Here is a 24616-nt window from a genome sequence, read left to right as displayed (position 1 = left end):
CTCTACAACCCTGAGGTCTCTATGAGTACCAAGCTAGACCAGCTCACCAGCTGGCTGAAAGAACGCAAAATCACCGAAGTTGAATGCTTGATCAGCGATCTTACCGGCATTGCCCGGGGCAAGATCTCGCCGACCAACAAGTTCCTCGACGAGAAGGGCATGCGCCTCCCCGAGAGCGTGCTGCTGCAGACCGTGACCGGCGACTACGTCGAGGACGACATCTATTACGACCTGCTCGACGAGGCAGACATCGACATGTTCTGCCGCCCGGACGAGAGCGCCGTGTACGTCGTGCCCTGGGCCATCGAGCCCACCGCGATGGTGATCCACGACACCTTCGACAAGCAGGGCAACCCCATCGAGCTGTCGCCGCGCAACATCCTCAAGAAAGTGCTGAAGATGTACGCCGACAAGGGCTGGAAGCCGATCGTCGCGCCGGAGATGGAGTTCTACCTGACCAAGCGCTGCGCCGACCCGGACTTCCCGCTGGAGGCGCCGATCGGCCGCTCCGGCCGCCCGGAGACCGGCCGCCAGTCCTTCTCCATCGACGCGGCCAACGAATTCGATCCGCTGTTCGAGGACATGTACGACTGGTGCGAGCTGCAGGGCCTGGACCTGGACACCCTGATCCACGAGGAAGGTCCGGCGCAGATGGAGATCAACTTCCGTCACGGCGACGCCCTCGACCTGGCCGACCAGATCCTGGTGTTCAAGCGCACCATGCGCGAGGCCGCGCTCAAGCACGACGTGGCGGCGACCTTCATGGCCAAGCCGATCACCGACGAGCCGGGCAGCGCCATGCACATCCACCAGAGCGTGGTGGACCTGAAGACCGGCAAGAACATCTTCTCCAACGCCGATGGCACCATGAGCGAGCTGTTCCTGCACCACATCGGCGGCCTGCAGAAGTACATCCCCGAGCTGCTGCCGCTGTTCGCGCCGAACGTCAACTCGTTCCGCCGCTTCCTGCCGGACACCTCGGCGCCGGTGAACGTGGAGTGGGGCGAGGAGAACCGCACCGTGGGCCTGCGCGTACCGGAAGCCGGCCCGCAGAACCGTCGCGTGGAGAACCGCCTGGCCGGCGCCGACGCCAACCCCTACCTGGTGCTGGCCGCCACCCTGCTGTGCGGCTACATGGGCATGGTCGAGCACGTGAGGCCGAGCGCGCCGGTCAAGGGCCGCGGCTATGAGCGTCGCAACCTGCGCCTGCCGGTGACCATCGAGAGCGCCCTGGAGCGCATGGAAGCCTGCAAGGACGCCGAGAAGTACCTGGGCGAGAAGTTCATCCGCGGCTATGTCGCGGTGAAGCGCGCCGAGCACGAAAACTACAAGCGGGTGATCAGCTCCTGGGAACGCGAGTTCCTGCTGCTCTCCGTCTGACAGGGAAGGGGCCGGGCGGCGACGCCCGGCGCCCGACCGGATGCGCAATCTGAGGTGAACGATGACCAATCAAGCGAACAACCCGAAAACCCGCGAATGGCAGGCCATGAGCCGTGAGCACCATCTCGCGCCGTTCAGCGACTACCAGCAGCTGCACGACAAGGGCCCGCGCATCATTACCAAGGCCGACGGCGTCTACCTCTGGGACAGCGAAGGCAACAAGATTCTCGACGGCATGGCCGGTCTCTGGTGCGTCGCCGTCGGCTACGGCCGCGAAGAGCTGGTCGAGGCGGCCAGCCACCAGATGCGCGAGCTGCCGTTCTACAACACCTTCTTCCAGACCGCCCACCCGCCGGCGCTGGAACTGGCCAAGGCCATTTCCGACGTGGCGCCGGCAGGCATGAACCACGTGTTCTTCACCGGCTCCGGCTCGGAAGGCAACGACACCATGCTGCGCATGGTCCGCCACTACTGGGCGCTCAAGGGGCAGCCGGAGAAGAAGGTCATCATCAGCCGCCACAACGGCTACCACGGCTCCACCGTGGCCGGCGCCAGCCTGGGCGGCATGACCTACATGCACGAGCAGGGCGACCTGCCGATCCCGGGCATCGTGCACATCCCGCAGCCGTACTGGTTCGGCGAGGGCGGCGACATGAGCCCCGAGGAATTCGGCATCTGGGCCGCCGACCAGCTGGAGAAGAAGATTCTCGAAGTCGGCGAGGACAAGGTCGCCGCCTTCATCGCCGAGCCGATCCAGGGCGCGGGCGGCGTGATCATCCCGCCGGACAGCTACTGGCCGCGCATCCGCGAGATTCTCGCCAGGTACGACATTCTGTTCGTCGCCGACGAAGTGATCTGCGGCTTCGGCCGTACCGGCCAGTGGTTCGGCAGCGACTACTTCGGCAACACGCCGGACCTGATGACCATCGCCAAGGGCCTGACCTCCGGCTACGTGCCCATGGGCGGCCTGATCGTCAGCGACAAGGTGTTCCAGGTGATCAACGCCGGTGGCGACTTCAACCACGGCTTCACCTACTCCGGGCACCCGGTGGCGGCCGCCGTCGGCCTGGCCAACCTGCGCATTCTCAAGGAAGAGAAGATTCTCGAGCGCGTCCAGGCGGAAACGGCACCCTATTTGCAGAAACGTTTGCGTGAGCTGGCGGATCATCCGCTGGTGGGCGAGGTACGCGGCGTGGGCATGCTCGGCGCCATCGAACTGGCGAAGAACAAGCAGACCCGCGAGCGTTTCCCGGGCGATATGGGCGTCGGCATGATCTGCCGCAGCCACTGCTTCGAGAACGGTCTGATCATGCGCGCCGTGGGCGACACCATGATCATCGCGCCACCGCTGGTGATCAGCAAAAGCGAGATCGACGAGCTGGTCGAGAAGGCGCGCAAGTGCCTCGATCTGACGGCCCGCGCGGTGCTGGTGTAAGGCTTGAGCGACAGGCCAGACCTTGCCAGACTGCGGGGTGCGTTGGCCAGGCTCACCGGAGGGTGCGTCGCTCAGGCGACGCAGCCCCGGATACTACAAACGACAATGGAGCTAACCCGCATGATCAAGACCTTCGGCAAGACCCTCCTTGCCATGACTCTGGCAGGCGCCGTGGCCGGCATGGCGCAGGCCAATGACAAGGTGCTGCACGTCTACAACTGGTCGGACTACATCGCCCCGGAAACCCTGGAGAAGTTCACCAAGGAAACCGGCATCAAGGTCGTCTACGACGTCTTCGACAGCAACGAAGTGCTGGAAGCCAAACTGCTTGCGGGCAGCTCCGGTTACGACATCGTCGTGCCCTCCAACCCCTTCCTGGCCAAGCAGATCAAGGCCGGCGTGTTCCAGAAGCTGGACCGCGAGAAGCTGCCGAACTGGAAGAACCTCGACACCACCCTGCTCAAGGCCCTGGAGCCGAGCGATCCGGGCAACCAGTACTCCTTCCCCTACATGTGGGGCACCATCGGCCTGGGCTACAACGTCGACAAGGTCAAGGCCGTGCTGGGCGACAACGCCCCGGTCGATTCCTGGGACCTGGTGTTCAAGCCGGAGAACATCGCCAAGCTGAAGGAATGCGGCGTTTCCTTCCTCGACTCGCCGACCGAGATCCTGCCGGCCGCCCTCAACTACCTGGGCTACAGCCCGACCAGCGAGAAGCCGGATGAGCTGAAGAAGGCCGAGGAACTGTTCCTCTCCATCCGCAAGAGCATCTCCTACTTCCACAGCTCGAAGTACATCGGCGACCTGGCCAACGGCAACATCTGCGTGGCCGTCGGCTACTCGGGCGACCTGTACCAGTCCAAGTCCCGCGCCGAGGAAGCCAAGAACGGCGTGAACATCCTCTACAGCATTCCGAAAGAAGGCGCCGGCAGCTTCTTCGACATGCTCGCCATCCCGACCGACGCCAAGAACGTCGATGGCGCCCATGCCTTCCTGAACTTCCTGATGAAGCCGGAAATCATGGCCGAGATCACCAACTTCGTGCAGTTCCCCAACGGCAACGCGGCGGCCACCCCGCTGGTCGACGAGGCGATCCGCAACGACCCGGGCATCTACCCGAGCGAAGCGACCATGGCCAAGATCTACACCTTCCCGGACCTGCCGGCGAAAGTGCAGCGCACCATGAACCGCAGCTGGACCACCATCAAGTCCGGCAAGTAACCGACAGCAGCGACACCCTCCGGCGGGTGCTCCGCCGGAGCAACCGCCAGGAGGTCCCATGACCCACCTCGACTACCGTTACACACGAGCCCCACACAGCTCCGTGCGCGGGCGGCTGGGCGATCGGCATGGGCGCCAGGGATAGGACACAGATTCTCCACCACCCCCGGAGCGCGCCAGCGCTCCGCTAGATCAACAAGAAAGAGGAACGACGTGTGCGAATTTCCTTCCGCAAAACCCTGACCGCCGTTGCGGTGACCCTGGGTGTGGCGGGTGCCGTCCAGGCAGCGCCCACCGTGCACATCTACAACTGGAGCGACTACATCGGCGAGACCACGCTGGAGGACTTCCAGAAGGCTACCGGCATCAAGCCGATCTACGACGTGTTCGATTCCAACGAGACCTTGGAAGGCAAGCTGCTGGCGGGCCGCTCCGGCTACGACCTGGTGGTGCCGTCCAACCACTTCCTCGGCAAGCAGATCAAGGCCGGCGCGTTCCAGAAACTCGACCGCTCCCTGCTGACCAACTGGCAGAACCTCGACCCGGCGCTGCTCAAGCAGCTCGAGACCAACGACCCGGGCAACCTGTACGCCGTCCCCTACCTGTGGGGCACCAACGGCATCGGCTACAACGCCGAGAAGATCAAGGCCGTGCTGGGCGTCGACACGATCGACTCCTGGGCCGCCGTCTTCGAGCCGGACAACATGAAGAAGCTCAGCGCCTGCGGCGTGGCCTTCCTCGACTCGGCCGACGAAATGATTCCGGCCGTGCTCAAGTACCTGGGCAAGGACCCGAACAGCACCGACGCCGACGACTACCGGGTGGCCGAGGAGAAGCTGCTGGCCGTGCGCCCGTACGTGACCTACTTCCACTCCTCCAAGTACATCGGCGACCTGGCCAACGGCGACATCTGCGTCGCGGTCGGCTTCTCCGGCGACATCCTGCAGGCCGCCGACCGCGCCGAAGAGGCCGGCAAGGGCGTGGAGATCACCTACTCCATTCCCAAGGAAGGCGCCAACCTGTGGTTCGACATGATGGCCATCCCGGCCGACGCGAAGAACGTCAAGGAAGCCCACACCTTCATCAACTACCTGCTCGACCCGGCGGCCATCGCCAAGGTCAGCGACTACGTCGGTTATGCCAACCCCAACCTCAAGGCCGGCGAGCTGATGGACCAGGACGTGCGCAACGACGAGTCCGTTTACCCCCCGCAGGCGGTGCTGGATAATTTGTTCATCTCCGCCGAACTGCCGCCGAAAGTGCAGCGCCTGATGACCCGCAGTTGGACCAAGGTCAAGTCGGGCAAGTGAATTAATTGCCCGGCCAGCGGCCGGGCGCGATTTCTTTTTCCGGGAGTTTTGGAAATGGCTGTTGCTTCCAGCGCCTACAAGAAAGCCCTCGAGGGCAGCCAGCAACCCAAAGAGGTGCTGGTCAAGATCGACCGCGTGACCAAGAAGTTCGACGAGACCATCGCCGTCGACGACGTCTCGCTGACCATCAACAAGGGCGAGATCTTCGCCCTGCTCGGCGGCTCCGGTTCGGGCAAGTCGACCCTGCTGCGCATGCTCGCCGGCTTCGAGCGCCCCACCGAGGGCCGCATCCTGCTCGATGGCGTGGACATCACCGACATGCCGCCCTACGAGCGGCCGATCAACATGATGTTCCAGTCCTACGCGCTGTTCCCGCACATGACCGTGGCGCAGAACATCGCCTTCGGCCTCAAGCAGGACGGCCTGCCCAAGGCCGAGATCGACGAGCGCGTGGCCGAGATGCTCAAGCTGGTGCACATGACCCAGTACGCCCGGCGCAAGCCGCACCAGCTGTCCGGCGGCCAGCGCCAGCGCGTGGCCCTGGCCCGCTCCCTGGCCAAGCGGCCCAAGCTGCTGCTGCTCGACGAGCCGATGGGCGCGCTGGACAAGAAGCTGCGCTCGCAGATGCAGCTGGAACTGGTCGAGATCATCGAGCGCGTGGGCGTGACCTGCGTGATGGTGACCCACGACCAGGAAGAGGCCATGACCATGGCCCAGCGCATCGCCATCATGCACCTCGGCTGGATCGCCCAGACCGGCAGCCCGGTGGACATCTACGAGACCCCGGCCAGCCGCCTGGTCTGCGAGTTCATCGGCAACGTCAACCTGTTCGACGGCGTGATCACCACCGACGAGGCTGACCACGCCATCATCGGCTGCCCGCAGCTGGACAAGCCGATCTACATCGGCCACGGCGTGACCACCCGCGCCGAGAGCAAGGCCGTCACCTACGCCCTGCGCCCGGAAAAACTGCTGATGGCCACCACCCTGCCGGCGGACCACGAGCACCCCGAGTACAACTGGTGCAACGGCACCGTGCACGACATCGCCTACCTGGGCGGCCACTCGGTGTATCACGTCAAGCTGGCCTCCGGGCAGATCGTGCAGTGCTTCATCGCCAACGCCGAGCGCCGCGGCAAGCGTCCGACCTGGGACGACCACGTGGTGGTGTACTGGGAAGACGACAGCGGCGTGGTACTGCAATCATGAGAATCGGCAAACTGAAGCGCTATCTGCCCACCGGGCGGCATGCCGTGATCGGTGTGCCGTTCTTCTGGCTGTTCCTGTTCTTCCTGCTGCCGTTCTTCATCGTCCTGAAGATCAGCTTCGCCGAAGCCGACGTGGCCATCCCGCCCTACACCGAGATCTACAACTGGGCCGACAACCAGCTGTCGATCGTGCTCAACCTGGGTAACTACATCTTCCTAAGCGAGGATGAGCTGTACCTGGCGGCCTACCTGGGATCGCTGAAGATAGCCTTCGTCAGCACCGTCCTCTGCCTGTTGCTCGGCTACCCGATGGCCTATTCCATCGCCCGTGCCAGCAAGGAAGCGCAGACCGTCCTGCTGCTGCTGATCATGATGCCGACCTGGACCGCGATCCTGATCCGCGTCTACGCCTGGATGGGCATCCTCAGCAACAACGGCCTGCTCAACGGCTTCCTGCAGATGATCGGGGTGATCAACGAACCGCTGCAGATCCTCAACACCAACCTCGCGGTGTACATCGGCATCGTCTATTCGTACCTGCCGTTCATGGTCCTGCCGCTCTACGCCAACCTGGTCAAGCACGACATGAGCCTGCTGGAAGCGGCCTCCGACCTGGGCTCGAGCAACTTCAACAGCTTCTGGAAGATCACCGTGCCGCTGTCCAAGAACGGCATCATCGCCGGCAGCATGCTGGTGTTCATCCCGGTGGTGGGCGAGTTCGTCATCCCCGAACTGCTCGGCGGCCCGGAGACCCTGATGATCGGCAAGGTGCTGTGGCAGGAGTTCTTCAACAACCGCGACTGGCCGGTGGCATCCGCCCTGGCGGTGGTGATGCTGGCGATCCTGATCATCCCGATCATCCTGTTCAATCGTAACCAGGCCAAAGAGATGGAGGGCCGCGCATGAAACGCTTCAGCTTCTCCAACGTGATGCTCTGGGTCGGCCTGCTGTTCATCTACCTGCCCATGCTGATCATGGTCATCTACTCCTTCAACGCCTCCAAGCTGGTCACCGTATGGGGCGGCTGGTCGGTGAAGTGGTACGTCGGCCTGCTCGACAACAGCCAGCTGATGGGCTCGGTGATGCGCTCCCTGGAGATCGCCCTGTACACCGCCGTCGCGGCGGTGGCGCTGGGCACCCTGGCGGCCTTCGTGCTGACCCGGGTGACCCGCTTCAAGGGGCGCACCCTGTTCGGTGGCCTGGTCACCGCGCCGCTGGTGATGCCGGAAGTGATCACCGGCCTGTCCCTGCTGCTGCTGTTCGTGGCCATGGCCCAGCTGATCGGCTGGCCCGCCGAGCGCGGGCTGATGACCATCTGGATCGCTCATACCACCTTCTGCTCGGCCTACGTGGCGGTGGTGGTGTCGGCGCGCCTGCGCGAGCTGGACCTGTCCATCGAAGAAGCGGCCATGGACCTCGGCGCCAAGCCGTGGAAGGTGTTCTTCCTGATCACCATCCCGATGATCGCGCCGTCCCTGGCGGCCGGCGGCATGATGTCCTTCGCCCTGTCGCTGGACGACCTGGTGCTGGCCAGCTTCGTCTCCGGCCCGGGCTCCACCACCCTACCGATGGAAGTCTTCTCCGCCGTGCGCCTGGGTGTGAAGCCGGAGATCAACGCGATCGCCAGCCTGATCCTGCTGACCGTGTCGATCTTCACCTTCTTCGCCTGGTACTTCGCCCGCCGTGCCGAGGAGCGCCGCAAGCGCGCGATCCAGCAGGCCATGGAGTCCATGGCCGAGGAAGCCACCAACTCCAACTGGAAGCCGGCCCAGCCCGCCTGAGCCACTTCCCGCCCATGAAAAAGGCCACCCTCGGGTGGCCTTTTTCATGGCTATGTCCACATTAGCCGTTGCACACCTTGTGGGAGCGGATTTATCCGCGAAAGTCGCGGCCAATCGGAATGCCGCCCAGTCGCTCCCACAACAGCAGGATTGCGCCACCAACCCGTAACGGGGGCACAGCCTTCTTCATGGCTCCGCAGGGTGGGTGAAGGGGACGGTCCGATCTTGCGGGTCGCCATGCATCGACGCTTCCATCGCTGTACACACGGAGCATGAGGAGTGAGCTGTTGGGATATCGGCACGCACGGCACACGCTATCCCGGTCTCAGCGCACCAGATGCAGGTAGTGCATGTGCTTCTCGTACTGGTCGAGGATGTCGCCGATCAGGTCGTCGCGGCTCCAGCCCATCACGTCGTAGTCCTGGCCGCCTTCCTTGAGGTGTACCTCGGCGCGGAAGTACTTGCGTTCCTCGCGGCTGTCCTCCTGGCTGCCGACCAGGGCGAAGCCGGGCATCACGTAGGCGCGCGGGCGGACCTGGTAGACGAACTCCGGTGACTCGGGCGCGCCCAGCGACAGGCGCACGCGGCCGTCGTCGCCGTCCTCCACCTGTACCGGGAAGCCCTGCTTGCGCAGCTCGTCGGCCACCGCGTCCATCGCCGGCCGCGCCACTTCGGCGAGGAAGCGCACCACGTGGGCGCGGCGCGGGAACATCATCATGCCGCGCAGGCGGCGCTGCCAGCCGCCGGCATGGTGCGGCGCCGGGCGCGAGGTGTTCAGCGCCTGGTAGCGGATGCCGCGCTTGGTGGCGTCCAGCTTGAGCGCCTTGAACAGCCCCCAGATGGCGCACATCAGCGCCAGGGTGAAGGGCAGGGCGCTGACGATGGTGGCGGTCTGCAGGGCTTTGAGGCCGTCGGCCAGCAACAGGGCGATGGCCACCAGGCCCATGGAGCTGGACCAGAAGATGCGCTGCCACACTGGCGTGCGGTCGGCGCCGCCCGAGGCGAGCATGTCCACCACCATGGCACCGGAGTCGGCCGAAGTGACGAAGAACACCACCACCATGACGATGGCCGCCAGCGACAGCGCCGAGGCGAAGGGGAACTGTTCGAGGAAGGCGAACAGCGCCAGCGACGAGTCGGCCCTGACCGCCTCGGCCAGGCTGTCGATGCCGTCGAACAGGATCATGTGGATGGCGGTGTCGCCGAACACGGTCATCCACAGCAGGGTGAAGGCGGTCGGCACCAGCATCACCCCGGTGACGAACTCGCGCACCGTGCGCCCGCGCGAGATGCGCGCGATGAACAGCCCGACGAAGGGCGACCAGGCCAGCCACCAGCCCCAGTAGAACAGGGTCCAGCCGCCGATCCAGTCGTTTGGCTCGTAGGCGTACAGGTTGAAGGTGGTGTTGACCAGGTTGGACAGGTAGCCGCCGGTGTTCTGCACGAAGGTCTGCAGGATGAACACGGTCGGGCCGAGCACCAGGATCAGCAGCAGGAGCAGCACCGCCAGGCCCAGGTTGAGTTCGGACAGGCGGCGGATGCCGACGTCCAGGCCACTGACTACCGAAATGGTGGCCAGCGCGGTGGTGCCGACGATCAGCGCGATCTGCACCGGCACGTTGATCGGTACGTCGAACAGGTGGTTGAGGCCGGTGTTGATCTGGGTGACGCCGACGCCCAGCGAGGTAGCGACGCCGAGCACGGTGCCGAGGATGGCGAAGATGTCCACGGCATGGCCGATGGGGCCATGGATGCGCTCGCCGATCAGCGGATAGAGCGCCGAGCGCAGGGTCAGCGGCAGGCCGTGGCGGAAGGAGAAGTAGGCGAGCACCAGCGCAACGATGGCGTAGATCGACCAGGCGTGCAGGCCCCAGTGGAAGAAGGTGATGCGCATCGCCTCGCGGGCGGCGGCGATGGTGCCGCCGTCGCCCACCGGCGGTTCGATGAAGTGCATCACCGGCTCGGCGACGCCGAAGAACATCAGGCCGATGCCCATGCCGGCAGAGAACAGCATGGCGAACCAGGTGGTGCGGCTGTAGTCGGGTTCGCTGTGGTCGGGGCCGAGCTTGATGTCGCCGTAGCGGCTTACGGCGAGGAACACCACGGCGATGAGGATCAGTGCGACCGAGAGGATGTAGACCCAGCTGAGGTTGCCGATGATCCAGCCTTGCAGGCGGGTGAAGAGGTTCTGGGTGGCTTCCTGGAACAGCACGCTGAACAGCACCAGGGCCAGGACGAGAATCGCGGAGCCGTAGAAGACCGGCGGGTTGAGGGTGGAACGCGAAGACGAAGATGCCTCCATTGAGCTAGCTCTCCTTGTGATCGGATGGCCGCCAAGGGCGGGAGGCGGCGCATTCTAGCACGGTTCGATAGCATAAATCTCTGGTTGGTTCAGGTTCGATAGATTCGCTTGTGTCACGCGTCGCTGGCGGGGCGGTACTGCAGCGCCTCGGCCAGGTGCGGACGGGCGATGCGCTCGGCGCCTTCCAGGTCGGTCAGGGTGCGCGCCACCTTGAGCAGGCGGTGAGTGGCGCGCAGGGACAGGCGCAGGCGCTCGGCGGCCTGTTCCAGCCAGCGTTCGTCCGCCGCCTCCAGCGCGCAGTGCCGACGCAGGCCGGCCAGATCGAGGAAGGCGTTGGCGCAGCCCTGGCGCCGTTGCTGGCGCTCGCGCGCCTCGGCTACCCGTTGAGCGACCCGGGCGCTGGCGTGCGAGTGGTCGGGCCCGGCGCCGAGCGAGGTGCTCTCCCGTGCCACCGTGAGGTGCAAGTCGATGCGGTCGAGCAACGGGCCGGACAGCTTGTTGCGGTAGCGTTGGATCTGCTCCGGCGTGCAGCGACAGTGGCCGCCGGGGTCGCCCAGGTAGCCGCAGGGGCAGGGGTTCATCGCGGCGACCAACTGGAAGCGGGCAGGGAAGCGCACCTTGTCCCGCGCCCGGGCGATCACGATGCTGCCGGACTCCAGCGGTTCGCGCAGGACCTCCAGTACCTTGCGGTCGAACTCCGGCAGCTCGTCGAGGAACAGCACGCCCTGGTGCGCCAGGGTGATCTCGCCGGGCTGTGGTTGTCCGCCGCTGTCGGCTTTCGAAATAGCTGCAATGGCCTATTTTAGAGCTATCGATGAGGCGTCTAGCTTTTCTGAAATGGATGCGAATTATTTATCAAATAACTGCGACAGGATTTTTTATGAGCAGTAATAGCTGCGACCAGCCTAAACAAGTAAGGCGCATCAAGCCGACCCGACGCAGTGTTTCAGGGCTCCTGCCGTTTCGAGGAGTAGGAGGCGTGCCTTTTGAGTCGCTGCTTGAGCGCGATTTCCTCAAAAGGATGAGGTTCTCGCATCGCGTGTTGTCAGTAGTCGCTCAGCCTGTTGCGATTGACTTCCTCGACTCGCTGGGACGTGCTCAGACCTATACACCGGATTACTTGGTGTACTACCACCAAGGCGATGCGGGCTATCAGGACTACATCAAGCCGATGTTGGTGGAGGTCAAGCCTGCTTACGAGTGGCGTGAGCACTGGCGGAGTTGGGCGCGAAAGTGGAAAGCTGCCCGCCGCTATGCACGTCAGGAGGGGTGGAGTTTTAGCATCTACGACGAGTCACGTATCCGTGGTTTGCCGCTGGAAAACATAGTGTTCTTGGAGCGATTCGAGCGCCTAGTTTTTGATCCGGAAGACATCGAAATGGTGTTGAGTACCTTGAAAGGCATGGAGGTCGCTCCTGTGCACTACCTTCTCGCCAGGCACTTCAAAGGCATTTATCGCGAGCGAGGCGTCGCGTTGCTCTGGCATCTCATTGCAACGGGCCGCGTTGAATGCGACATCACCGAACCCCTGGACCAATACCTTGAGCTTTGGGTGGCTGCACCATGAACCTATATGAAGTCGATACTGAGGCGCACCTGATTCCGTTCGAGCCAACCAGGGCTCGAGTCGCCATCGAGGTTGGTGCCGTGGTGTGTCGAGGAAAACAGATTTTTAGGATCGTCCAGCTCTTGGACTTCCAGAGCGTTATCGGGGTTGAGGTCGAGTCGGGACAAAGTGCCTCGCTGCGTGTCTCCGAGCTGAGTGCTGTGGAGCAAGAGAAGGTCGATGGTCTTTACGCGAACTACGACATTTCGACCATCAGCTCGGATGAATGGGCGATTGCGCAGCAACGATTCTCTGCAATCAAGCCGTTTATCAATAATGTGGTGACGCCCAAAGACAGTGTTGAGAAGCGGGCCAAGGAAGTTGGCGTTGATACAGCCACTCTCTATCGATGGTTGGAGAGATACCGAAATTGGAATGAGGTGCTTGCGCTTGTGCCGCGGAAGCGAGGTTGGAAGGCGGGAAGCAGTCGGTTGACGATCGAGGCTGAAAAACTCATCCAGGAGGTTATCGATCAGCACTACCTCAGCATACAACGGCCTACTGTCCAGTCCGCGATCGCGGAGGTCGAGCGGCGTGCTAGAGTCTTGGGGATCAAGCCGCCTGGAGCGTCAGCAATCCGAGCTCGCATCCAGCGAATACCTGAGAAGCACTCCTTGCGGAAAAGGGGATTCTCTGAAAAGGCGAAGAACAGGCACACCCCTTCAGTCGGCAAGTTCCCAGGAGCTGATTACCCTCTCGCAGTCGTCCAGATCGACCATACGCCGATAGACCTGATTATTGTTGATGACCAGCATCGCAAGCCGATCGGGCGGCTGTGGTTGACCCTAGCGATCGACGTTCACTCTCGGATGATCGTCGGCTACTACCTATCGCTAGAAGAGCCTTCGGAGATTTCAGTCGGTATGTGCATTGCGCACTCTGTCCTTCCGAAAGAGGCCTGGCTGCATATTCACCATGTCGAGGGTGAGTGGCCGATATGGGGTTTTCCCCGAGTTATCCACTCCGATAACGGACCCGACTTTCGGGCTGAAAATATCCGTCGCGCATGCTCGAACTACAACATCGAGAATGTCTTCAGGCCCGTGAAGGTGCCCAAGTACGGCGGTCACATCGAGCGGATGCTCGGATCCTTCATGCGCATGGTCCATGAACTTCCTGGAACGACCTTCAGCAACACGTTCGCCCGAGACGGCTACGACTCTGAGAAGAATGCTGCTCTGACTATGGGCGAGTTCGAAAAATGGTTGGTAAGGGCAATTCTTCGGTATCACCAAGAGCCTCACTCTGCGCTCTACATGAGCCCTGCACGTAAATGGCAGCTTGGTTTCTTCGGAAACCGAGAGCTGGATCCTCTGGTCAGCATTCCCCCTAGGCCGACGGACCCGCTGACGGTGCAGCTTGATTTCATGCCTTCGTTCGCTAGAACGATCCAGCACTATGGTGTGCAGATCGACGTGTTCTACTACTCCGAGGCACTCCGGCATTGGATCAATACGAAGGACCCGGAGACTGGGTTGGCGAGGAAATTCATCTTCCGACGGGATCCGCGGGACATCAGCGTTGTATGGTTCTATGACCCTGTGCTGAAGCAGTATTTTCGCGTTCCAGTCGCCAACCAGGCATTTCCGGCCGCTACCGTTTGGGAGTTTAGGGCGGCCAAGCGGAAGGCAATTGATGAGGGGCGTAAACACATCGACGATGTCTTGATCGCGAAGCTGATCATGGAAAATCGACAGCTAGTGCAGAGCGCTTCTGAGCGGACCAAGAAGGCGCGCCGAGACGCTCAGCGCCACCGTGTCCATAGCAAGAATGTGACCCCGGCGGTGCCCAAAAAGCCCATTCTCAAGCCGCTCGAGGAAATACCGTCCACCGATGGGCTGCTGCTCGATGACGTTGATCTGATCGGTGATATCAAATGAGTGACTATTCGCACCTTCTTGCTGATTTCAGGCCTGTATTGCAGCTATCTGATCGTGAGCGGATTCGTTTCCTGAGTGAGCCGCGTTGGATTGGCTATCAGGCTGCGCACAACATTCTCGATACGCTTGAGTGCCTCTTTGACGCCCCCAAGCGGCCGAGAATGCCCAACTTGCTGATTGTGGGTGAACCCAACAACGGGAAAACCACCATCGTTCGGCAGTTCATGAAAACTCACGGCGAGGGCTACGTCGATGACAACGCTGATCCAAACAGGCCAGTGATTCTGGCGGAGGCTCCTCCTTCTGCTGACGAGAAGGATCTCTACGTAGCGATTCTCGAAACCCTCTGGATGCCCTATAGAACGACAGATTCGAAATTGACTCTGCGGTATCAGGTCATTCATTCGTTGCGCGAGCTCAAGGTTCGCATGCTGATCATTGACGAGATCCACTCAATGCTGACGGGGTCTGCAATCAAACAGCGTGAGGTCATGAACGCGCTCAAGAAGCTTTGCAATGAGTTGGTGATTCCCATCGTTGGTGTCGGCACACCGGATGCGGTTCAGATACTCCATCTCGACCCCCAGCATGCCAGTCGTTTCGATGTTGTTAAGCTGGACACGTGGAAATTGAATGCCGATTTTCAACGGCTGTTGAAGGCATTTGAAGCGGTGCTTCCACTGAAGCGTGCCTCCGGGTTGTTCAAGCCAGAGCTGGCACAGCTCATCTACTCGATATGCGGAGGCAATACAGGTGATCTTCATGGTTTGCTGATCGAGTGTGCAAAGGAGGCAATTGTCTCTGGTAAGGAATCTATCGACCGACAACTCATCGAGAGTAAATCGTGGGTTCGCCCTACTCGTGGCATCCGGGAGCGCGTTGTCTAGCGCCACACTGGCCGCTCTCGAAACCTTTGTTGGCTGATGAGCTGTTCTCATCTTGGTTGGTGAGAACGGCTCTGGCCCATGGGTGTTCACCTTCGGCCCTAACCTATGCCGCTTGGCCGGGCTTTCGTGCATGGACTCGCGATCTTGATCGAGGGCCAGGCCAATGCCGGCTTATGGCATTGGCTAAAACTACTGGCATTTCAGTTCAAGAATTGTCAGCAAGCACGCTCAGGCCTGTCGCCCAGTCATTGCTCACAGCTGCGGAGACTCTTCCTGTTGGAGTTTGGCCTTGGATTTTGCCGTTGGGCTGTCGCAACCGATCACATGCAGGGGGGCTTCAGTGCTGTCCTGATTGTATAGGGCAGTCAGATCCGCATTACTTAATTCAGAGCCGATTGGCATGGCATACCTCTTGCCAAAGACATGGTGTGCAGCTGATCGACCGTTGCCATTCTTGTTTCGCACCACTCCAGCCAGCCTTGTTGCGTCCTGGGGGCAGTCTTGCTCATTGTCACCGCTGCGGGAGGCCTCTTGGTTCATGCCAACGGGTGGCGCTCTCACCTCATGCGCTTGCTTTTCAATTGTTCGCTGACGACTCCCGCCACGGACCTGTAGCCTTTGGCCAGACCAAGCTGAGCTTTTCCGAGTGGATGTTAATCGCTCGCGTCATGATTGGGTTTCTACAAGCGGCAGCACGCTACTTATCTGCCGGTGCACTCCACTTTTTTCAGTCGATGGGGGTGGATGTTGCTGCGCTTCGCCCTACATCACTAGGGCTGCCGTTTGAATACTTGGGGCCTGGTGAGCGCGCGGGGTTGCTTGGAAGCGTCTGGGTAATAATGCTGGCCGGACCGGAGCAGTTTATGGACTTGGCGGCTGCCGCTTCTCTTCCAGCCTCCTCTTTAGAGATCCCAGCGAAGGGGGGACCCGAGGTTTTAATCCGTATGGCCTCTGTCCTTACGTCACACGCAAGAATCACACCCGACCGACATCCCCGAGAGCACTCTCGTAATCAGCTTGAGGTATTGCAAATGTGGCGGCGGTTGCAAAGAAGGATGCGTAGAAATGGCATTGCATGAGCACGTCGAAGATTGTGGATGTCATTCGTGTGGGCGGGCGATGGGCAAGGCCTCGAAGATCCACAAGGGTAAGCGCTATTGCGCTACTTGTTACTCGCGCCTTTTCAAAAAGCGTATATGCACGGGATGTGGAAACCTTGCCAGGTTGCCCGTTTTCGATTTGGCAGCGCAATGCGGTGCATGCGAACGCAATGGTCCTTGTGTTCGGTGCGGAAAAACGGAATTCAAGATTGGCATGCGCTCGCCCTTTGGTCCGGTGTGCAAGACGTGCCTACCTTACTTTCGGGAACCGACACCTTGTGAGGTATGCGGGGTGCTTTCCCAGCGGCTGGCTCGCAACACAAAGACGGGATTACGCACCTGTCCTAAATGCAATAGTCCTGCCGCCGCCACATGCCCGAGCTGTAAACACTATCGGGTGTTGGTTGTCGGGCAGGATGGTATCCAGCGTTGCCGAGCTTGTTCCATTCAGGGGCCTCGCTCGTGTGGAGTATGTGGCGAAGAAATGCCTGCAGGTCGTGGCCATGAGTGCGAGAAGTGCTACTGGACCAAGACCTTCGAGAAACGTCTAGCGATCAACCTCAAGGGCTTCAGCTCGGCTCAGTTCGAACAGCTCTTCGAGCGTTTTGGGCAATGGCTTTTTGAAAAGAACGGGCCGTCGAAGGCCGCGATGAGAATCAATCGTTATTACACATTTTTTCGGTCGATTGAGACCCGGTGGGGAGGTATCCCATCCTACGGTGAGTTGCTCGAATACTTTACCGTTATCGGCTTGCGACGGGCTGAAACCCCTATGCGGTGGTTATCAGAAGTGAAGGCAATTAGCGTCAATGCTGAGCTTCGGGAGCAGAGTTCCGAGGAGCGCCGGCTTCGGTCGATTTTGGTTGAGGTTGGTGAGCCTTGGTCGCAGCAACTGCTGAAGGGCTATTTCGCCATGTTGAACGCTCGGATGGAAAAGGGTGGAACGGATCTTCGCTCAATCAGGCTGGCGATCCGTGCGGCAGCCAATATGTTACAGAGTGCTCAACTCGCAGTAGGTGCGTTACCCACGCAGAAATCCCTCGAATTGTTTTGGCGCAGTTCGCCTGGACAGGTCGCCGCACTGGCTGGGTTCGTTGGTTATCTGAACAAAAGCTTCAAGCTTCAATTGGAGTGGCGGCCGAATGACCGCTGGCTAATGAAAGCGAGAAAGGACAAGGCAGAGCGAGAGCTGGTTGCACTACTTGGGGAGGGGGCGCAGGCACCTGATTTCGAGGCTAGGTGGATAGTGAAAGGCCTTGCCTACTTCCACAGCATCCGGCGGGTTAGTCGCAAGGGTTTGGTCTACCACGAAGAGAGCTATCAGGGCGTTAATGGTTTCAGAATTGAGTATGGTGGCGAAACACTATGGGTTCCTGGTGTAACCAGCTACGAAGGTGGGGTTGCAGAGTGCGACAATCTCACTTTAGCTCAACCTCCAGGCTCTTGAATACGTTGATTAATCTGTTTTTGTATAACACTTTCTGGTCTTTCTGAGTGTGCTTAAAGATCTTGGTTTTTACTGGGAAGCTTGATCGCATATTTTTAAACCTGCCCATTGCGTAGCGCACTCTGGAGCAGATTTTTTTAACAAAATCCTCAAATTCTTTTGGAGTTAAAAAGTCGTCTTTCATGAGTACGCCAGAGTAGCCAGGGACTGCTTTTTCGCCATCAGGCTCTTCACGTTGAACTTCAAAGCAGAAGTAATTTTTTCCATCCACTTTGATTCGTAGCACCATGAGGCCACGTCGCTGGACGGTTTCGCGACCTAGGTAAACCCATGCCTTAACTGTGTTTGCAATAGATGTATCTACTATTGGGGTGAGTAGGATTATTTTTGGGCTGCCATGAATGTTAAAGCCGTGATCTGGCGTGTACCAACTTACTTCCGACACCCTTTCTGGGTTGTCCTCTTGTATTGATTTGAACGCATTCCAGATGTCACGCAGGAAGCCCTGAGATTCGAGCTCGGCTTCTGAGACATGCTCAAGCTTGCCGGTATTCTTGCCAGCACCCGTACCGTCTCCATTGGAGTGGGTCTCAGCACTCGGTGGCTGGGGACCCACTCGGCTGCGGTCTGCTTCGACAGTGTGTTTGGTTTTCTTGACCTTGCGCTCTTTGCCGAGAAGTCTGAACGGAGGAGCCTTCACCACTGTGATTTCAGCGTGATTATCGGGTTCGGCATGGGACGTTTCGGTTAATAATTCATCTGCAGCTGCTGTCCTCACTGGTCTAGGGAGTACTAGCCGTCCTGCCCCATCCACGCCGCCGGAGCTATCAAACTTTAATCTCTGCCATTCGATCTCTTGCCCGTCGGGCTGGTTGGAACCGATCAGGTCTAAGCCTAAAAAAGTATTGCCCTGGTTAATCCATTTTCCACGGCACAGAATTTGACCTGATCCAGTAAACCAAGGCTCTGCCTCCAAGAGGATCTTGTCTCGTGGGGATTTAGATATGAACTGTGCGTTGATACGCTTGACGCGCATTGCTGCGTAGTCATCGTACAGAAGGTGGGCGAGGAAGACTGCATCATAGTTGCGCATCCTAGGCGTTGGCCTGACCAGCCAGCTGTATTCACTGCGCACAGGATTTTCGAATAATACAGACAGCACATCTGGCCACGTTAGCGTTGCTAACGCTCGGCAGACATCCATATTTCTGGCATAGGCACGAACGAAGTACTCAGTGCAGGGGATAAGCAGATTCTTATTTTGGGGAAGGTGGAAGTTAATTAGCTTGCATTGGTCTCGGTTTCCCCATTTCAGAGGATAGTCATCATCGGGAAAAATATGAGACATTCCTTCGTCATGGAGTTGTGCCCTAGATGTTAGAGACCAACCATCCGGCGAAAAATTGACCTCGAACTTTTCCTCTTCCAGTTCGGTGTCAGAAATACACTGACCTTCACGCCAGATGGTGCCCTTGCGGTAATGAGGTAGGCTGCTTAAGGGTACGTCTACATAGGAAATTGCCCCAGGGATATCACCGTACAGCCGTCGAAAACTCACCGTCACCAATGGAATGGATTTGGCGTAGGGGCTTTTCTGAATGGGGCCGTACCACCAGACCAAATTGTCACCCTTGAGTCGTTGGACCCCGCTGTCAGGGTGTCTCAAGTCGGAGCGTTGATACGAGAATTCGATGCGCTTTACTGGTTTGGTCAAACTGAAGTCTCCGTCCAGTAGATCCTGCCTTTTCTCAACCAAAAATGGGATTTACAGCCGGTCTGAAGCCATACCGATGGATACAGGGAGGGGCGGCCTTGGTCGTCGACACGATAATCCCAGCGAGGCCTAGCCTCCTTGATCAGAAGGAGCTCGATCGTGCGACCACAGCCACAGGGGCATTGGAAACCGACGCACCAGTCTTCTTGGCCATCTCTGGCCAAGACAACGGTGCGCATTGGAATTTCTGCGGGTAATGAATCGCCCTCGATAACAACCAGCTTTCTCGGGGGGAGTAGCGGCTCGGCTTTGCGCTGGAGATATCGGTACAGCTTTTCTAGCATCTGCATTTACCTTGCTCCCAAGTCGGGGATGCCTAAGAGAGGCTCTTTGCAGCCAGTCGCGATCCTTTGGTTTGGGGATTTTGTGAAGCGGCTTTCGGAGAAATAATCCTCTTCACAGCCGGCGAGGCTAAAGATCGTTTGTGCGTAATGACTGTTGTCGTCCTCACGGAACGGAAAGGTTCTGGCGATGAGTTCCGAAACGCATGCCGAAGCTGCGCGCATGTTCAGAGTGATCACTGAGGGAGCTTCCTCCTGGATGCCGGAAATGTAGCCTCGCTCCAGTTGATCGGCATACGCCCCAGGATCTGACTCATGCAGAGCTTCTTGTTGCAGGGACTCGGGCGTGTAAATGCCCCGGTCACTGAGGGTCGACCCGCCTGGTTTCACGTAATCAATGCGCCCCACTACGTCGGTGATGACTCGCCCCGCACTGCCCTTGACGTGCGTGGGAATCCTTACCCCAACATCGAAGAGTGGTATGAGGAATGCGGAGGAGATGAGGTCTGCCAGCAATCGGCCCCGATGGGTGTCGACGCACGAAAAGATCAGGTCGGCTTCGGCTACCGCAAGAATCGCCTCTCGCGATCGAAGAGTGTTGTGAATGGGGCGTGCAATCTGGTCGCCGCGGATGCGCTCGACAGCGGCGGAGAACATCTCGACTTTCGAACGGGCAGCTAGGGCATCCGCAAATGTTGAGTTGAGAATCCTATTGAGGTTCTTCTCTTCCACATGGTCGTGATCAACCAAGATAAGCTCGCCAAAACCAAGCCTGGTGAGTTGCTCTGCCACAATCGAGCCTGTTCCAGAGACACCAATCACGGCCACCGTGAGGCGGCCGAAGGTTTCGGTCATCCCTGAAGTGAAGGCCATGGTTGGTTGCTGAGGCTCATCCGTGCCATTCCACCAGTAGTGGATGTCATCACCGGCGACTGTCACTAGCTCGAGCGGTCGACAATGTTTGCCCTTCTCGTAGAGCCGAGCCCGCATCTCACCCGTCGAGACCATGATGGCTGAGCCGTGGATGGCTTCGACTCCCAAGTACAACGACAACATGGTCTGCTCATCACTCTGGTCATCCAAGTCAGAGAAGGCCAGGAAGCCTCCTGGGTGCGAATGCACTAGGATGATCGACATTGAGTCCGGCTCAGCCTGGTCGATAGCCTTTTCCAAGTAGCTGCCCGGCCAGGTAATGGAGTTGATGGTGCGTGATTTGCATTCGTCGTGCGGAACGAGGATCAGTTCCTTAGCCAGCAGCTTGAGGCGCGATCCTTCAACGCGGTTGCAAAGTAGGATCGCTGCCGCCTCTTTACCGTCGCCCGGGAACAAATGTTCCCGGAGCATGGCATGGACTGCCTCTGTCAGTACCAAGCGTGAGCCGGCCATCACTGGCCGACCTCTTTGAGGAGGCAACCATCGACCATGGCCAACTGCGAGATGATGGTATCGGTCGCAGGGTTCCAGGGGCGATGACGGGACCAGCCTTGAAAGGTAACGTTGTCGACGTTACCCGTAACTTGGGTAGCTGGGATGCCAGCCCCATTGGCTAGGCTCAGTGGCGGATAGACGTAGAACATGTCCACCTGAGCCATGGGGTAGTCCGAGGGAACCAGCAGCGCCATCTCCACTTTGTCGTGGCTGTACCCTTCAGGCAGCTCGTAGTCGTGAATGAGCAGCCAGCGGTTCGTACCATTCAGAACCGTTTCCCAACGGTAGCCGCGAGCGCTCAGATACTGCTCATCACCAGGCAGCAGGCTGAAGCCCCGGCGGGGCGCCTGAGGAGCCTCGCCGTTACCTACATCACGAGTGGTGAGGCGAAGTTTCTCGATGCCCGGCGTGCGCAGGTTGATAACATCATTGATGCTCAGCTCCTGCTTCGGCTGGCCCGCTACCTTGAGGTAGATATGCCACGGCTGGTCGGGGTTCATGCCAGCCTTGATGATGGCATCGCGCACAGGGACATCTGGAGTGTCGAACTCGTAGTTGTCGCCCTGCACGTTAAGCTTCCACTTGCGGCTGCGAGAAATGAAGCGCTCGATCTGTGGCTGGTCGAGGTCTACGAACTGGTCGTCCTGAATTTCCAGGTCGGCTTCATCCTCCTGTTCCAGCAGGAGCTTTTTGTCCTCAGCGACACCGGCTAGCTTCCGCAAGGTTTGCCCGGTGATTAGGCTACACGGCCACTCCAGACGGGCACCGTCAACGGTGATCAGGTAGTTGCGATCGGACTCGATGACGATGAAGCGGTTCACTCCTGCTTGGAGGGTAACTACCTCATCTGGACGGATGTCCTCCAGAGATCCCGTTGCCAGGACTTGAAGTACCACTGGTAGCTGGTCGGGGCTGAATCCGGCAGCTGCTGCGATTTGGGCGCCGGTGGGCGTATTGTCGACTACGGATACCTGACGGTAGGCGAGGGTCTGATTAGCCACTTCCACCGAGGATTGGCTAGGGTGTTGCGAGTTGGTGTGTTGCATTGAAAATATCTCCGTAACGTTCCGCGAGCGTGCGGGTACATGGGCTTCAAAAGTCGCCCCGTTTGTCGTTGAGGGAGAGGGTTCCCAAGTCAGCTGTTGACTGGGGAGGTGCGTGCGAAGATACTTTCGGTTCCACAGGCATCTTCGGCCTCAAACCGTGCGCAACGGCCATTGCGCTGGTTTCCCCCCAACGATGAATTGCATGCGCTTTCATCTGCGTTTCTCTGTTTTTTCTTATCTCCTCTTTACTGGGTGTGGTCTTGAATGACTGCAGTCGGTGCGTATTTCTTGATTGCCTGAATCCTCGACTCGCGCAGCTCCGCAGAGCAGCAAGGCATGCTTTGCCCGAGAACCCGGTTATTCGCGGCCTTCAGTTGGAAGGCCTGCTGGGCGCTGCCTGCTATCCCTCGCACATAAAACCGGTCAAAGGGTGCGTGCTCTCTGCAGGATGCAATCCCGTTCATGCACCCGGCGGGCGTCTGGTAGGTCTCGCTCTGCAGTAGAACCTGGCCGTCCGGGGCCTTCAGCTGAAATCTCCGCCCGCCATCCCTGCTCCAGCTGATTTCGTATCGTGCTCCCATGGCTGCCTCCTTGATTTTCTTCTTAACTGAAGCCGTTTAACAGGATGCGTAAAAAAAGGACCTGCACACAGTGTAGATCCTTTTTCTCGTTCATGGAAGGGGTTTAAGCGGACTGACCTATGACCTGGTACACGAACTCCTTTCCGCCGGTCTCTGCGGCGGCCTCGGATCGCAGGAGGAAGCCTTCGTCAGAGAGGCGTTTCAGTCTGGTGCTAGCATTTTGGACGCTGATGTCGAGGGCTGCGGCTGCCTCGGCGGTCGTTGCCTCTCGATTGTCGATCACCAGCTCCAGGAGGGCCTTACTAGATGCTGAGGGTTTAGGGCCGACGAATCTACATTCCTTTCCGACCCAGCAGGTGAGGCGAAAATCGCCAGAGTCGGCTGCGCCATCTAAGTTATCGAAGATGTCCTCATCCTCAATCCCGCAAACAAAGAACGAAATCTGTTTGCTGTAGCGTTTGGCTGTATAAATAACGGCCTCTCGGAAGAAGGAGATATCTGCTGACTCAATATTCGAAAGTGAAATACCGATAACTGGAATATTGGGAATTGAGTCGATATGGGCTAGAAGTCTGGAATGAGCTTTACGCCCTTTGGCTGCGCCGTAAGGGTGTTTTTCGCCCACAAACTTGAAGAGGTCAAGGATGTGAATTTTCTCGTTCATAGTTCCAGTTTAACCAGAAGTTAGTTTTTTGTCAAGTTGAACTCAAACACAATATGAGTTCCATGGAGCTTAGGCAGGTCTAATGTAAATTTAGAGCCTTCCAGAGTGCCTGCTCGATAAACCATTAGAACCGAAAAGTTTTCCTGTCTAATTGTAACTTTGGCATCTAATTTTTCTGCTATTCCATGGCTCGCATGAAGGCCTGCTCCCTGACCCTTTCCGAGCCTGCTTAGGCCTCGGTGCAGCATGATATGACGGATAAGTTTAGGATCAGCTGCTTCAACTGAAGGTTCAAATTTCTTTGCAATCTCAGGGAAATGCTTATGGAGGCCAGGGCGCAAGGTCGCGCAGATGCCTTTTCCGGAGTCGGAGATCACAAGCACTACTGTCTGATTGGAGTCACGGCCGTATGCCTGAAGACCTGCAAATCCAGGAATGGCAGTCTCAGAGTGTTCTTGAACATTTCCAACAAGCTCTCCAGCAACAGTGAATAGCTTGTTGGCATTCTTGCTTCCGAATACTTCAGAAAAACTCTCTTTGATGCGGTGTGGAACGCTCGGTCCCACGTCGAAGGTGTCGTCGTTTTTAGGAAGGGCTTCTATTTCAAGAAGTTCAACTAAGCCAATGTTGTTAGCCATGAAACGCTGCGCGGCTGAACTTGATGGGCGCTGGGGCACAACACTTACAGATTTCTCAAGGCGGTCAAAGAAACCTGCACGGTCCAAGTAGGAAATCGTGCCCTCATTGTTCGTGAAATCTAGCCCCACCTTCTTGCCGGATGCAGCCAGCTGGTTGGCTAGTGAGAGGATCCTGGCTGCAGCGCATAGTAGGACCTTGCGCTCATCAGTGACTTTGATAACTACATTGCTATGGTCCGTATCTAACGGCGAGCCAGATTTTAAAAGAATCTTTTCGAAGTGATCTTGCGTGAGCCACGTTCGGCTTGAGGTCAGCTCAAGTACAAAATGCGTATTGGCCAAAAGTGACCACCCGAACGTCTCGGGATCTTGGACGAAGGTGTCTAGGTTCTTATAAAGGAAGCTGCTAACCGCTTTTCGGTCGAGTTCGAGCTCGCGAGCTATCTCGCGCCCTTTCAAACCAGGGTTCTCATCCAGAAGTCGAGTGATCCGATTCTTCATGTCTGTCGATGCGGTTGCCTGGGCCTTGAACCCGAGGTGCACGCTAAATGAATGTCTGTTGATGGTGCATTTAGATTCTACAAGGCTGCAGCCTGATGATGGAATCATATCGCCATCTCGTGCTCTGTGACTTATGGATAGACTGG

Annotated in this window: 18 protein-coding genes and 1 pseudogene; 11 read left to right on the top strand and 8 right to left on the bottom strand. The window is 58.8% G+C overall.

Going from position 1 to position 24616, the window contains the following annotated elements; genetic code table 11:
- Nucleotides 1-21: 21 nt before the first annotated feature.
- From N7640_RS04920 to N7640_RS04890, 7 genes are all read left to right on the top strand, one after another.
- A complete protein-coding gene (locus N7640_RS04920) occupies nt 22-1380 on the top strand; it encodes a glutamine synthetase family protein (RefSeq protein ID WP_220812537.1) in 1359 nt (452 codons plus the stop codon).
- A 61-nt stretch (nt 1381-1441) separates the two neighbouring features.
- Nucleotides 1442-2815, top strand: coding sequence for an aspartate aminotransferase family protein (locus N7640_RS04915; RefSeq protein WP_279902948.1), 1374 nt, complete (start codon nt 1442-1444; stop codon nt 2813-2815).
- 120 nt (nt 2816-2935) lie between these two features.
- A complete protein-coding gene (locus N7640_RS04910) occupies nt 2936-4036 on the top strand; it encodes a polyamine ABC transporter substrate-binding protein (RefSeq protein WP_279902947.1) in 1101 nt (366 codons plus the stop codon).
- A 215-nt stretch (nt 4037-4251) separates the two neighbouring features.
- Nucleotides 4252-5346: a polyamine ABC transporter substrate-binding protein gene (locus N7640_RS04905; protein ID WP_279902946.1), complete on the top strand. Its 1095-nt coding sequence runs from the start codon at nt 4252-4254 to the stop codon at nt 5344-5346.
- A gap of 54 nt (nt 5347-5400) precedes the next feature.
- Entirely contained in the window at nt 5401-6555 is a 1155-nt protein-coding gene (gene potA, locus N7640_RS04900; protein ID WP_220812533.1) for a polyamine ABC transporter ATP-binding protein, read from the top strand.
- Between the two features lie 23 nt (nt 6556-6578).
- Nucleotides 6579-7460 carry an ABC transporter permease subunit gene (locus N7640_RS04895; protein ID WP_279903090.1) on the top strand — a complete coding sequence of 294 codons (882 nt, stop codon included), beginning with the start codon at nt 6579-6581 and terminating at the stop codon, nt 7458-7460.
- Nucleotides 7457-8335, top strand: coding sequence for an ABC transporter permease subunit (locus N7640_RS04890; protein WP_220812532.1), 879 nt, complete (start codon nt 7457-7459; stop codon nt 8333-8335). The genes N7640_RS04895 and N7640_RS04890 overlap by 4 nt, the downstream gene beginning before the upstream one ends.
- A gap of 325 nt (nt 8336-8660) precedes the next feature.
- On the opposite strand, the gene betT is transcribed toward N7640_RS04890, so the two are convergent.
- Together betT and N7640_RS04880 are read right to left on the bottom strand one after the other, a co-directional pair.
- Nucleotides 8661-10637, bottom strand: coding sequence for a choline BCCT transporter BetT (gene betT / locus N7640_RS04885; protein WP_220812531.1), 1977 nt, complete (start codon nt 10635-10637; stop codon nt 8661-8663).
- 113 nt (nt 10638-10750) lie between these two features.
- Nucleotides 10751-11398 (bottom strand): annotated as a pseudogene (locus N7640_RS04880) (ATP-binding protein); the annotation flags it as partial.
- Nucleotides 11399-11658: 260 nt separating this feature from the next.
- Here N7640_RS04880 and N7640_RS04875 point away from each other — a divergent pair.
- The 4 genes from N7640_RS04875 (at nt 11659) to N7640_RS04860 (ending at nt 17557) form a co-directional block, all read left to right on the top strand.
- Complete coding sequence (locus tag N7640_RS04875; RefSeq protein ID WP_347815581.1) at nt 11659-12204, top strand: TnsA endonuclease N-terminal domain-containing protein; 546 nt, start codon at nt 11659-11661, stop codon at nt 12202-12204.
- The gene (locus tag N7640_RS04870; RefSeq protein ID WP_279902944.1) at nt 12201-14123 is read left to right on the top strand and encodes a Mu transposase C-terminal domain-containing protein; all 1923 of its coding nucleotides are present in this window, start codon (nt 12201-12203) and stop codon (nt 14121-14123) included. The genes N7640_RS04875 and N7640_RS04870 overlap by 4 nt, the downstream gene beginning before the upstream one ends.
- A complete protein-coding gene (locus N7640_RS04865) occupies nt 14120-15010 on the top strand; it encodes a TniB family NTP-binding protein (protein ID WP_279902943.1) in 891 nt (296 codons plus the stop codon). Before N7640_RS04870 ends, N7640_RS04865 begins: the two co-directional genes overlap by 4 nt.
- Nucleotides 15011-16594: 1584 nt before the next feature.
- Complete coding sequence (locus N7640_RS04860) at nt 16595-17557, top strand: hypothetical protein (protein WP_279902942.1); 963 nt, start codon at nt 16595-16597, stop codon at nt 17555-17557.
- On the opposite strand, the gene N7640_RS04855 is transcribed toward N7640_RS04860, so the two are convergent.
- The 6 genes from N7640_RS04855 to N7640_RS04830 all read right to left on the bottom strand — a co-directional run bounded on the left by N7640_RS04855 (nt 17529) and on the right by N7640_RS04830 (nt 24470).
- Nucleotides 17529-19271 (bottom strand): hypothetical protein, encoded by a 1743-nt coding sequence (locus N7640_RS04855; RefSeq protein WP_279902941.1) that lies wholly within the window; start codon nt 19269-19271, stop codon nt 17529-17531. The two genes, N7640_RS04860 and N7640_RS04855, sit on opposite strands and share 29 nt — an antisense overlap.
- Complete coding sequence (locus N7640_RS04850) at nt 19268-19510, bottom strand: DUF6527 family protein (RefSeq protein WP_279903089.1); 243 nt, start codon at nt 19508-19510, stop codon at nt 19268-19270. The genes N7640_RS04855 and N7640_RS04850 overlap by 4 nt, the downstream gene beginning before the upstream one ends.
- Nucleotides 19511-19621: 111 nt before the next feature.
- Nucleotides 19622-20998: a ThiF family adenylyltransferase gene (locus N7640_RS04845; protein WP_279902940.1), complete on the bottom strand. Its 1377-nt coding sequence runs from the start codon at nt 20996-20998 to the stop codon at nt 19622-19624.
- Nucleotides 20998-22086 carry a multiubiquitin domain-containing protein gene (locus tag N7640_RS04840; RefSeq protein ID WP_279902939.1) on the bottom strand — a complete coding sequence of 363 codons (1089 nt, stop codon included), beginning with the start codon at nt 22084-22086 and terminating at the stop codon, nt 20998-21000. Before N7640_RS04840 ends, N7640_RS04845 begins: the two co-directional genes overlap by 1 nt.
- A 684-nt stretch (nt 22087-22770) precedes the next feature.
- Nucleotides 22771-23331 carry a winged helix-turn-helix transcriptional regulator gene (locus tag N7640_RS04835; RefSeq protein WP_279902938.1) on the bottom strand — a complete coding sequence of 187 codons (561 nt, stop codon included), beginning with the start codon at nt 23329-23331 and terminating at the stop codon, nt 22771-22773.
- Between the two features lie 20 nt (nt 23332-23351).
- A complete protein-coding gene (locus N7640_RS04830) occupies nt 23352-24470 on the bottom strand; it encodes an ATP-binding protein (RefSeq protein ID WP_279902937.1) in 1119 nt (372 codons plus the stop codon).
- Nucleotides 24471-24616: the final 146 nt, after the last annotated feature.

It is taken from the genome of Pseudomonas sp. GD04015 (assembly GCF_029837675.1).
GTDB classification, from domain to species: Bacteria; Pseudomonadota; Gammaproteobacteria; order Pseudomonadales; family Pseudomonadaceae; genus Aquipseudomonas; species Aquipseudomonas paralcaligenes.
Note: the sequence above shows the minus strand (reverse complement) of the source record. Positions and strands in the feature narration are given on the sequence as shown.